Source organism: Caulobacter sp. Root343 (genome assembly GCF_001425745.1).
Lineage (GTDB): Bacteria > Pseudomonadota > Alphaproteobacteria > Caulobacterales > Caulobacteraceae > Caulobacter.
In genome coordinates this window covers 477,210-488,817 of record NZ_LMDF01000001.1, presented here as the reverse complement: position 1 = coordinate 488,817, position 11,608 = coordinate 477,210, and the positions used below count along the sequence as shown (strand labels likewise).

Sequence of the window (11,608 nt, the reverse complement as noted above, 5' to 3'; positions counted from 1 at the left end):
CCAAACCTAGAACGCTTGCAACATCCATTTCATTTTCGATCTGGAATGGAATGGACGGTTCACCCGCCCCTCTTTGGCCGCTTCTTTTCCTTGCTGGCCTCGAAGGCGAAACTGATCACCAGCGCCTGGGCCAGGCAGATGGAAGCGGCCAGCGAGCGGAAGGTCCGCACCTCGGATTCGCGAACGTGCAGCACCAGTTCGGCCGGCTTGGCGATCGGGCTGACCAGGCTGTCGCTGATCGACAGGATCTTGGCGCCGCGCTGGGTGGCCATCTCGACCGCTTGCACCGTTTCTTCCGCATAGGGGTGGTAGCTGACCGCGATCAGCAGGTCGCGCGGACCGATGGTCTGGACCTGCTGCTTGGTCAGGCCCGCCACCCCGTCGATGAACAGGGTGCGCTTGTTCACCTGCTGCAGCGAATAGGCCAGGTAGGAAGCGACCGGGAACGAGCGCCGGAACCCGACCACATAGACGGTCTCGGCCCGATCGATCAGCGACACGGCGTCCTTCATGTCGGCTTCGCTGACGGTCTGCCCCAGGTTCTGCAGGGCCAGGGTGTTGCCCTCGACGAACTCGCTGAGCACGTCGGCCCCGCCCTCGGGCTTGCGGGCGACGGCCTCGTTGAAATGCCGCACGCGCTCGCCGTAGCCCAGGCCCGCATGACCCGACAGCAGGCCGTCGCGGAACAGCCGTTGCATCTGGCTGGCGCCGGGATAGCCGAAGGTCTTGGCGAAGCGGACGATGGCCGAGGGCTGCACCCCGCAGCGCTCGGAAATCACCGCCAGGGTCTCCAGCGCCAGCTCGTTGGGCTCGTCCAGCACATAGCGGGCGATCTGCTGCAGCCGCTTGCTCAGCGAATCGTAGCGGTCAAGAATCGCCGCTCGCAACTCCTCGGCCGTGGTCGGCGCGCTCGCCGCCGTGGTCTTTTCGGTCATTTCCGCCCCGGTATGATCACTTCAGGTTTAGAATATCCATTCCGGGCCCGAACACAAACGCGACTGGAAGCGCTTCTCCATTCCACTTTCCATCTGGAAGGAATTTTTATTCCATACTACACGGAAAGCAACGCGGCCGCCGGGTCCTGCGGCGCGAGACAGCATTAGGGTTCCCATGCACGACATCGCCATTTTGGGCGCCGGCCGCATCGGCCGCATCCACGCCAAGAACGTCGCCGGCCAGCCCGGTCTGCGCCTGAAATATGTGGTCGATCCTGTCGCCGCGGCCGCCGACGGCCTGGCCGCCGAGACCGGCGCCACGGTGGCCGATCTCGACACCGCCCTGAACGATCCGGCCGTGGCCGGCGTCATCGTCGCCAGCTCGACCGACACCCACCTCGACTACAGCCTGAAGGCCATCGCGGCCGGCAAGGCGGTGTTCTGCGAGAAGCCGATCGACCAGGACCTGGCCCGCGCCCGCTCGGCCGCAGGCGAGCTGGGCGGCAAGGGCGTGAAGCTGTTCCTGGGTTTCAACCGCCGCTTCGATCCGAACTTCCAGGGCCTGAAGGCGCGGCTGTCGTCCGGCGTCGTCGGCGCGCTGGAGACGGTGCACATCACCAGCCATGACCCGGCCCCGCCGCCGGTCGCTTACGTCAAGGTGTCGGGCGGCCTGTTCAAGGACATGGCCATCCACGACTTCGACATGGCCCGCTGGCTGCTGGACGAGCCGGTGACCGAGGTGTTCGCGGCCGCCAGCTGCCTGGTCGATCCGGCGATCGGCGAGGCCGGCGACATCGACACCGCCAAGATCCTGCTGCGCACCGCCTCGGGCAAGATCTGCATGATCAGCAACAGCCGCCGCAGCGGCTACGGCTACGACCAGCGCATCGAGGCGTTCGGCGCCAAGGGCCTGGTCCGCGCCGACAATGTCATGGAGAGCACGGTTTCGGTGTGGAACGAGGCCGGCGCGGCCAGCGACGCGTTCCAGAACTTCTTCCTCGACCGCTACGCCGAAGCCTATCGCCGCGAGATGGCGCACTTCGCCGAGATCATCCGCGGCGAGGCTCTGCCCTCGGTCGGTTATGTCGACGGCGTCGAAGCCCTGGCCCTGGCCGAGGCCGCGGGCCAGTCGGCGAAGACCGGGCAGGTGGTGAAGCTCTGAAGCTTCCCTTCTCCCCTTGCGGGAGAAGGTGTCGACGCAGTCGACGGATGAGGGGTCGCACCGGCGGCCCCTTTTTCTTGGGCGGCATACAGGTCTTTCGACCCCTCATCCGACCGCTTCGCGGCCACCTTCTCCCGCAGGGGGAGAAGGAGCCACGCAAAGGGGATCAGTTTTTCGCCGGGCTGTTCAGCTTGCCGCCGACGATCTTCTGGAAGGTTTCGAGCGGACACAGGGTCGGCGCGCCCGCCACGCGACAGCCCGGGATCGGGAAGTAGGCATAGGCCGGCGGATTGCTGGCGGTCAGCGGTTGCAGGTCGCGCAACTGATCCATGCTCTGGGCGGTGTAGAAGGTCCGCACATAGGCCTTGCCGCCGGCGTCCTTCAGCAGCTCGAAGCCCATGGCCCCGCCGGGCGGCGGATCGTCCTGCGGATAGTCCGCCGCCGTGAAGTGCGCGCCAAGGAAGCCGCGCAGGGCGGCGATGTTGGTGTCGTGGCCGACGAGCATGGTCAGCTTGCCGCCCGTCCCCTCGGCGCCGCCCAGGGCCGCCAGCAGCTCCTTGGCGATCGGCGCGGCGTAGCGTTCGGCGATGTAGGGCGCGCCGACCTCGTAGTGGAACTTCACCGGGTGGAAGCGCAGCATGGCCTGGATGTCGGCCTTGGAGGCACGGCCCCAGCCGACCTCGGCCATCGGCTTGCCCTCGACATATTCCAGCAGGATCGTCTGGCCGGCCGTCGAGGCGACCGACAAGGCGCCTTCCAGGTCCGGCGTGTCGCCCTTGTTGGCGTTCAGGTGCGAGGGCCTGCTGGCGACGCCGCAGCCGGCCTTGGTGGTCGGGTCGCAACCCAGCACGCGCTGCAGGACCGCGAAGTCCTTGGCGTGGACGCGGGCTTCGGCCGCGACGCCGGGTTTCTGGCGCTGGGCGGCTTTCAGCGCCATGTCGCCATCGATCCTCTCGGCCGGGTGGAAAATCGGGTCGTTCTCCTCGCTGTCCGGGTGGGCGACCTTCAGCCCGCAGCCGGGTTGCAGACCTTCGACGAACATCTCGGCCGTCTTGATGGCCCGCGACTTGCCGCTGGCCCAGGCGACGATGTCGCCGGACGCCGCGCAGCCGTCGCGCGGCAGCAGGCCCCGCGCGCCCAGGAAGGTGCGGTAATAGGCGCCCATCAGCCGCGCGCCCTCGGCGCCGTGCGGGGTCAGCTCGCCATACGGCGTGGTCCAGGTCGACCAGGGCTGGACGGTCGTGCCCTCGGGCGTGGCCGGCGCCTTGGTCGGCGGCCGGACGCTGTGGCGCATGACCATGACCATGCGCTGGAGCTTCAGCCCCTCGGTCGGGCCACCAATGGACTTGGGCGCGCTCGCCGCCTGCGCCGTTCCCATCAGCAGCGGGACCATCGCCGCCGTCATCAAGGCGTTTCGAAGCCTCTTCATAGACATCTCCCCGTGAGCCACTGCTTGTGCGCGGCTATTTCATTGTCGACGACGATATGAATGGATTTTCTATTTTGCAATAGGAATGGAATTTTTCTTCAGATTCCGCGTTGTGTCAGCGGGACGTCAGCCAACCGCGTCTAGGCCGGATCCGAGACGCAAACGTGACAACAGGGACGCCCGTCATGATCAAGCTGAACCTCGCCGCCGGCCTGCTGGCCCTGATGGCCGCCGCGCCGACCCTGGCCCAGACGGCCCCCTCCCCGACCGCCGCGCCCGGGCTGGCGCTGGTCCGGCCGACGATGGAGACCGAGCCGGTCGACCACGAGGGCGACGCCGCCGACGATCCGGCGATCTGGGTCCATCCCAGCGACCCGGCCAAGAGCGCCATCATCGCCACCGACAAGAAGGGCGGCATGCTGGTCTACGACCTGTCAGGCAAGCGGCTGCAATACCTGCCCGACGGCCGAATGAACAATGTCGACCTGCGCGGCGGCTTCAAGCTGGGCGGCAGGCGCGTGACCCTGGTCGCCGCCAGCGACCGCACCCGCAAGGCCATCGCCCTCTACACGATCGATCCCGAGACCCGCCAGTTGACCAGCGTCGCCGACGGCGTCCAGGCCACCGGCCTTTCCGATCCCTACGGCCTGTGCATGTACCGCGACCGCAAGGGCGGGACGTTCGTGTTCGTCAGCGATCCTCAGGGCCTGGTCCGCCAGTGGAAGCTCACCGCCACGCCGGCCGGCAAGGTCCGGGCCCAGGCCGTGCGCGACCTCAGGTTCGACACCCAGACCGAAGGCTGCGTCGCCGACGACGCCACCGGCGCCCTCTATGTCGCCGAGGAGGATGTGGCGCTCTGGAAGCTGGGCGCGGACGCCAAGACCGGCGCGGCCAGGAAGGCGATCGCCCGGGTCGCCGACAACCCCGCCCTGAAGGACGACCTGGAGGGCGTCGGCCTCTACGCCCAACCGGGCGGCAAGGGCTATCTGGTCGTCTCCAGCCAGGGCAACAACAGCTATGCCGTGTTCCGGCGCGAGGGCGACAACGCCTATGTCGGCAGCTTCGGGGTGGCGGCCAACGACCAGGCCGGGATCGACGGGATCTCTGGGACCGACGGCCTGGACGTGAGCAGCGCCTCGCTGGGCGCGGGCCTGGAGAGCGGCGCCTTCGTGGCGCAGGACGACGACAACGCCGCTCCGCCCGGGCGCCAGAACTTCAAGCTGGTCCCCTGGTCGGCGATCGCCGCCAAGCTGAAGCTGTAGCGAAGGCGCAAAAGAAAAGCCCGGCCAAACGGCCGGGCTGAAAAGTTGGGGAGGAAACGCCCCAGGAAAGGGCAGAGGCCGCTGGCCTCACGGGGTAGGAGTTATGATCGGTCCACGACGGTTCAAGGGCGGCGCCTGAAAAAACTTCCCTTTCAGCGCGCTTGGTTTGCCGGGACCGTATGGTAATGAGCGCGCTCGACGAGTGAGGGCCTGCGCCCGAAGCGAGCGCCAAGCCCATGTCCGATCCCATCGATCCCACCGCTCCTGAGACCCCGCCAGAGGACGTTGGCGCGCCCAAGCCGCGCAAGCCCAGGAAGCCTCGCGCCCGGACGGCGATGAGCGAGGCGGCCGGGCTGGACGAGACCTCGTCCGAGACCGCAGCGGCCGAGACGCCCGCGCCGGGAGCCGACGCCGCATCCGAACCGGTCGCCGCGCCCGACGTCCCGCCGGAAGAACCCGCCCCCGAGGCCGCCGAGACCGACTTGCCGGAAGCGGTCGAGACCGTGCCCGAAGCCGCCCTCTCTCCGGCCGAACCGGTCAAGGCCGCCAAGCCGCCGATCTGGAAGCGTCCCGCCTGGCTGATCGGCGCGGCCGCCGCCGTCGTGCTGGTCGTGGTGCTGGTCGCCTCGCTGTTCTGGTCGCTGCCGCTGAGCCGGGCGCTGGAGCCGCTGACCAACTCGGCCATCGTGCTGGTGGCCGAGGACGGCACGCCGATCGCCCGCCGCGGTTCGTACAAGGAAGCGCCGATCGACGTGGCCAAGCTGCCGGCCTATGTGCCCGGCGCCTTCATCGCCATCGAGGACCGCCGCTTCTACAGCCACATGGGCGTCGACCTGAAAGCAATCGCCCGCGCCGTGGGCAAGAACGCCAAGGCCGGGGGCGTCTCGGAAGGCGGCTCGACCATCACCCAGCAGCTGGCCAAGAACGCCTTCCTCAGCAGCGACCGCAACCTGCGCCGCAAGGCTCAGGAGGCGATGATCGCCGTCTATCTGGAGACTCGCCTCAGCAAGACGGAGATCCTGTCGCGCTACCTGTCGTCGGTCTATTTCGGCGATGGCGCCTTTGGCCTACGCGCCGCCGCCCGCCACTATTTCGGCAAGCAACCCGAGCAGCTGTCGATCGGCGAAGCCGCCATGCTGGCCGGCCTGGTCAAGGCCCCGTCCCGCCTGGCCCCCACCAACAACATCGACGGCGCCCGCGAGCGGATGCGCGTGGTGCTCGGCGCCATGGTCGAGACCGGCACGATCACCCAGGCCCAGGCCGACGCGGTCGGCGAAGTCTCGGCCGTCGAGAACCCGGACAAGCTGCCGACCGGCTCCTACTTCGCCGACTGGGCCCTGCCCCAGGCCCGCGCCGCCATCGGCGCTCGCTATGGCGAGACGATCGTCAAGACGACGCTGGATCCTGAGCTGCAGGAGAAGGCCGAGACGATCCTCAACGACTTCATCGAACGCGACGGCAAGGTCCTGAACATCACCCAGGGCGCCCTGGTGGCCATGCGCAAGGACGGCCGCGTCGTCGCCATGGTCGGCGGCCGCGACTACAAGCAAAGCCAGTTCAACCGCGCCGACGGCGAACGCCAGCCGGGCTCGTCGTTCAAGCTGTTCGTCTACCTGGCCGCCCTGCGCGAAGGCATGACCACGACGTCGCCGATCCTCGACACCCCGGTGCAGGTCAGCGGCTACATGCCCAAGAACCACGAGGGCAAATATCGGGACCGCGAAATCCCGCTGATCAGCGCCTTCGCCGCCTCGTCGAACGTCGCCGCCGTGCGCCTGGCGCATGACCTGGGCCCGGCCAAGGTGATCAAGGTCGCCCGCGACCTGGGCGTCACCGAGAAGATCCCCACCGACCTGACCATGGCGCTGGGCACCGGCTCGATGAGCCTGACCCGCCTGACCGCGGCCTACGCCTCGATCGCGGCCGGGGAATATCCGATCGTCCCGCACGCCCTGGACACCTTCAGGAAGCCGGCGACCAAGGCCTACGACCCCAAGGTGCTGCTGGGCATGCGCGACCTGCTGCGCTCGGCCACCCATCGCGGCACCGGCCTGGAGGCGGCCATCGAAGGCGCCTACGGCAAGACCGGCACCACCCAGGATTATCACGACGCCCTGTTCGTCGGTTACGTCGACGACCTGGTGGTCGGGGTCTGGGTCGGCAACGACGACAACAGCTCGATGAACGGCGTGGTCGGCGGCGGCGAGCCCGCCAAGATCTGGAAGGCCTTCATGCTCTCGGCCCTGGGCCGTCCCGCCGTCGCCGCGCCGGTCGAGGATCCGCTGGAGGATCTCGGCCTACCGCTGGAAGGCGAGATCGGCCCGGATGGTCTGCCGCTGGCCCCGCTAACGCCGGTCCCGGCCGAGCCGACGCCGGAGCCGGCCACCAGCGGCGTGCCGGTCGCCCCGCCGCCGGCGGAGCCGAGGGGCTAGGCTTTCACCCTAAGAAAACCAGGTGTCCGAAGACCGGGGTCCGCCTCAGCGAACATCCGCCAAGGGTGGAGAGCGGCCTTTCAACGGCCTGCCTAGCAACGCCGGGTAGGCAAACAGTGTTCGCCACCTTAGCTTGAGTTCATGGCTGAAGCCTGCTGGGAACTTGCCGTTCGTCACGTCGCCAACAAGTCGGCTGGACCGCGTGTGCCAGACGGTCAATCCGTCACGCTGAACTTCCACCCAGACACTCCGTATGGCTCCGGGATTATGATCGAAGCCCTGGCGCACGACCGCGTCTATCGCTCTCAGTTCGAAACAGGCGCCAGTAACGGGGGATTGACCGCCCATGCCGGCGGAGATCGCTGGAATTGGGAAAGTAGAATTTTCGGCGGCGCTTACGATAATGAACAGCCGACCACGCGCCCGAAATATGGGGCGCTTAATTATCGTGGATGGCGCGTCGGCGGGTCGCCGAGGTTTGGCTCGGCCCATATCCGACTGCGCCAGAACGCGTTGAGCCGTGCCACCTTCTGCTATCCGGACAGTCACCTATCGCCGCAGGATTTCGGAGTGCAGTCCCATATGCCGCTCATCGCGCTCGCGGAACGCAACCCGGCCGGTCTGGACGTTCTTGACGACTACATCGAGGCCCATGTGCACGGCGAAATCCGCATCGAGGAAGACGTCGATGCCATCGTGCTCGATCCTAGCTATGTCGGGACAAGGGTCGAAAAAGCCGCTGCTAAACTGCAATGCCCCATCGAATGGCACGAAGGGTTCTGCCTTTCCAGGTCCGAGCTATCCCGCTGCGCAGACTACAGAGGCCTGCGCGCCGCTGAACTTCTCGAGACGCTATTGCGCGATGAGCCGCTGACCCCACGCGATCTCGGGATGGTCCATAATGCTGGCTTGGATTTCCAAGTCCTGAAGCAAGCGTGGCATTGCCTGGCTAAATTCGGCGGCCCGCTACCAAAGGATTAAGCGAACTTCCGCAATGGGTGGTTAGCGGACACCCGGAATCCCTCTCTCTGAGAGAGAGAGAGGGGCCCGCCGCGAAGCGGTGGGAGGGTGAGTGGTTTCACCGCCGGCCGGAAAATCCCAAGATAATAGATCCGCTTCCCCAAACTCCGACCTCCCCGGCGAAGGCCGGGGCAGATTCATCCGGAAAGTTTGGGGCTGACGCGCCCCCGCATCGCGCTGTCCATGTGAGGCTTGTGGGTTCGACCTGGGCCCCGGCTTTCGCCGGGGAGGTCGGAAGAGAAGAGCTTCGTTCGGCAAGACCGTAACCACTCACCCTCCCACCGCCTGCGGCGGCGGGCCCCTCCCTCTCTCTCAGAGAGAGGGATCTCGGATGTCCGCTCAGGGTCGTGAGCCGACTCCCCTACTCCCCCACCAGCTTCCCCGCCGGCGGCGCCCGCACGATGAAGTGGCCCTTCACGCCCTCCGGCCACTGCCGGTACGGGACCACGCCCTCGTCGCTGGCGGCGTAGGCCACCGCATAGTCGAGGATCGCTCGCGCCGCCTCGGCGGTCGGCTCGAACCGTCCCAGCACGTAGCCGATCTTGCCCGGCGCGCGCAGGTGGATCGAGCAGTGCTGGGCGCAGTTGAACAGGCACGGCATCTCCTGGATCGCCACGCCCGTGCCCTCGGCGATCTCCCGCAACGCCGCCGCCAGCAGCGCCCCGCCGCGCACGCCGTCCGCGTCCTCGCGCTCGTCGGCCGAGACGCGGCAGGTGTTGCAGACCACCACCGCCGGGCCGTCGTCGGCCTCGCGCAGTAGGGTCAAAACTCGATCCCCGCCTGGGCCTTCACGCCGGAGCGGAACGGGTGCTTGACCTGGGCCATCTCGGTGACGAGGTCGGCGGCCTCGATCAGGGCGTCAGGGGCGTTGCGGCCGGTGACCACCACGTGCTTGCCCTCCGGCCGATTGACCAGGACCTCCAGCACCTCGGCCAGCGGCAGGTAGTCGTAGCGCAGGATGATGTTCAGCTCGTCGGCCACCACCATGTCCCAGTCGGGATCGGCGATGCGGGCCTTGATCACCTCCCAGGCCTGGCGGGCCACGGCGATGTCGCGGGCCCGGTCCTGGGTGTCCCAGGTGAATCCCTCGCCCATCGGCCGGAACTCGACGTGGTCGGGGAACGCATCAAAGACGAGCTTCTCGCCGGTCTGCATCGCCCCCTTGATGAACTGGACGACGCTGACCCGCTGGCCGTGGCCGATGGCGCGGCAGACCATGCCCAGAGCCGCCGTGGTCTTGCCTTTGCCGGCGCCCGTATGGACGATCAGCAGGCCCTTCTCGATCTGGCGCTCGGCCATCATCTTGGCCCGCGCGGCCTGGATGACCTTCATCTTGGCGTTATGGCGCGTATTCTTCGCCGCCTCTTGAGCGGCGTCTTCGGTGGCTTCAGTCATCACCCTGCCCTCGCCGGACACCCCGCCGGCCGCGTTGATATGACGAAGGCCGGTCTCCTGGCTTACGCCCTCCCGTCGCGGCGCCTTCCCAGGCTCTCTTTCAAGAAAGAGGGGTCCCAGTGGCGGAGTGCCGTGACGATCGACGGACGATCACAGTTGCGGGGGCAGCCGCGGATTGGTCACCGCGTTCCCGGAGGCTTGCGCCTCCATGCCTTCGAGGTCCGGCGTAGGCGGGGCCGGGCGCGGGGTCAAGCTCAGTTCGGAGCCTTCGCGGCCGGCTCCATCAAGGCGCGCGCCACGCCGTTGGTCCAGCCGAAGCCGTCTTGGGTGGGATACTCCCCGCCCCCGCCGGCCTTGGCCTCCTCGACGTCGTACTTCTCGAGCATCTTGCCGCTGGCCTTGTACTCGCGCTCGACCGTGGCCAGCCAGCGCTTGGCGATCTCGCTGGCCAAGGCGTCCTCGCCGTAGCGGCGCAGGCCCGAGACGGCCACCCACTGCAGCGGCGCCCAGCCGTTGGGCGTGTCCCACTGCTGGCCGGTGCGGACGGTGGTGGTGCGCAGGCCGCCGGGGGCCAGCAGTTCGTCCCAGGCCTTCTGGGCGACGATGTGGGCCTTCGGCTCGTCCGCGGCGCCGACGAACAGCGGATAGAAGGTCGCCGCGCTGAGATGGTCCAGGCGCTGGCCGGTCTTCCACTGATAGTCGAGATAGGCGCCCTTGGTGTTGTCCCACAGATAGAAGTCGATCGCCTCGGCCCGGGCGTGGGCGCGACGGTCGAACTCCGACACGCAGTCGGCGTCCGCCAGTTGAGCGCAGCCCGTCGAGATCGCCTTCTCCAGGCCGTACATCAGGCTGTTGAGGTCGACCGGCACGATCGAGGTCGTCTGGATCGTCGAAAGGCTCTGGCCATCGGCCATCCAGCGCGAGGAAAAGTCCCAGCCGCTCTCGGCCCCGGCCCGCAGGTCGCGGAACACCTCGGCCTGCGGACGGCCGCTCTTGAGGGCGGTCTCCAGGTCCTCGCGATAGGACTCGTCGCGCGGCGTGGCGCGGTCGTCCCAGTAGCGGTTCAGGACCCCGCCGTCGGCCATGGCCACCACGCGCCGATGGGCCTCGCCGGGCTTCAGGTCGTCGGCGCCGTCCATCCAGAAGGCGTGCTCACGGCGCATCAGGTCGACGCGGGCCTTGAGGGTCTTGGGATCTGTGGCGCCGGACAGCCCGACCATGGCGAAGAAGAACGGCGGCTGCGAGCGGCTCAGATAATAGGTCCGCGCGCCGTTGGGGATGTGGCCGTAGGCGTCGATCAGGCCGCCGAAATCGTCGATCATGTTCTCGACGAGGTCGTCGCGGCCGTCGGCCTTCAGGCCCAGCATCGTGAAGTAGCTGTCCCAGTAGTAGATCTCGCGAAAGCGCCCGCCCGGCACGACGAACGGCTTGGCCATGGCCAGGGCCGAACCGCCCGCCACCGGCTTCACGGGCGGCTTGGTCAGTTGCGGCCAGAGGGCGGCGATATGGGCCTTGAGGGTCGTGCGCTTGGCTGTCCGTTTCGGGGCCGCGCCCGCCCCGGGCGCCACGAAGTTGGCGCGGACGAAGCGCTTCAGTTCGGCGTCGCTGAACGTCGCGTGGGCGCGGTAGTCGGCCAGGATCTTGGCCGGGGCCCGCTTGGGGACCGCGTCGACGAAGGTCTTGCCGTCCGGGAAGATCCGCCGGGTCTGCACCTGGTGGAACAGCTCCTGGTAGGTGTCGGCCGGCGTGGGGACCTTGGCGGCGTCCTGGGCCGCGCCCTGGGCTGCGTCCTCCGGTCCGGCGAACGCCGCCGAGGATAGGGCCAGGGCGGCGAACGTCGCGGCGATCAGACGAACCATGCGAAGCCTCGAACTCAACTCAAGCCACATCAGTCAACCGTCTCCCCGGCCAAGGCCAGGACCCGGATACAACCAGAGCGTCGGACGATAGTCCGAAACGCACGCTCTTGCGAC

Annotated in this window: 8 protein-coding genes, 1 pseudogene and 1 riboswitch; of the genes and pseudogenes, 4 read left to right on the top strand and 5 right to left on the bottom strand. The window is 67.8% G+C overall.

Features of this window, described 5'->3' with window-relative positions:
• Positions 1-59: 59 nt before the first annotated feature.
• Positions 60-935, bottom strand: a complete 876-nt coding sequence (locus ASC70_RS02210) for a MurR/RpiR family transcriptional regulator (RefSeq protein ID WP_056046062.1) — start codon at positions 933-935, stop codon at positions 60-62.
• A gap of 175 nt (positions 936-1,110) precedes the next feature.
• Between ASC70_RS02210 and iolG the strand changes: the two genes are divergently transcribed.
• A complete protein-coding gene (iolG, locus tag ASC70_RS02205; protein WP_056046060.1) occupies positions 1,111-2,097 on the top strand; it encodes an inositol 2-dehydrogenase in 987 nt (328 codons plus the stop codon).
• Between the two features lie 166 nt (positions 2,098-2,263).
• Here the strand turns inward: iolG and ASC70_RS02200 are convergent, their stop codons facing one another.
• On the bottom strand, positions 2,264-3,526 hold the full coding sequence (locus ASC70_RS02200; protein WP_056046058.1) for a histidine-type phosphatase: 1,263 nt from the start codon (positions 3,524-3,526) through the stop codon (positions 2,264-2,266).
• Between the two features lie 254 nt (positions 3,527-3,780).
• Between ASC70_RS02200 and ASC70_RS02195 the strand changes: the two are divergent.
• From ASC70_RS02195 to ASC70_RS24275, 3 genes and pseudogenes are all read left to right on the top strand, one after another.
• A pseudogene (locus ASC70_RS02195) lies at positions 3,781-4,788 on the top strand (phytase); the annotation flags it as partial.
• Between the two features lie 236 nt (positions 4,789-5,024).
• Positions 5,025-7,220: a transglycosylase domain-containing protein gene (locus ASC70_RS02190; protein ID WP_056046056.1), complete on the top strand. Its 2,196-nt coding sequence runs from the start codon at positions 5,025-5,027 to the stop codon at positions 7,218-7,220.
• 141 nt (positions 7,221-7,361) lie between these two features.
• Positions 7,362-8,201: a DUF3626 domain-containing protein gene (locus ASC70_RS24275; protein ID WP_082539696.1), complete on the top strand. Its 840-nt coding sequence runs from the start codon at positions 7,362-7,364 to the stop codon at positions 8,199-8,201.
• 400 nt (positions 8,202-8,601) lie between these two features.
• Here the strand turns inward: ASC70_RS24275 and ASC70_RS02180 are convergent, their stop codons facing one another.
• From ASC70_RS02180 to treF, 3 genes are all read right to left on the bottom strand, one after another.
• Positions 8,602-9,006 (bottom strand): DUF1636 domain-containing protein, encoded by a 405-nt coding sequence (locus ASC70_RS02180; RefSeq protein WP_056046051.1) that lies wholly within the window; start codon positions 9,004-9,006, stop codon positions 8,602-8,604.
• On the bottom strand, positions 9,003-9,635 hold the full coding sequence (gene cobO, locus ASC70_RS02175; RefSeq protein WP_056046049.1) for a cob(I)yrinic acid a,c-diamide adenosyltransferase: 633 nt from the start codon (positions 9,633-9,635) through the stop codon (positions 9,003-9,005). Before cobO ends, ASC70_RS02180 begins: the two co-directional genes overlap by 4 nt.
• Before the next feature lie 29 nt (positions 9,636-9,664).
• Positions 9,665-9,866, bottom strand: a riboswitch (cobalamin riboswitch).
• Between the two features lie 23 nt (positions 9,867-9,889).
• A complete protein-coding gene (gene treF / locus ASC70_RS02170; protein ID WP_056046048.1) occupies positions 9,890-11,494 on the bottom strand; it encodes an alpha,alpha-trehalase TreF in 1,605 nt (534 codons plus the stop codon).
• Between the last annotated feature and the right edge of the window lie 114 nt (positions 11,495-11,608).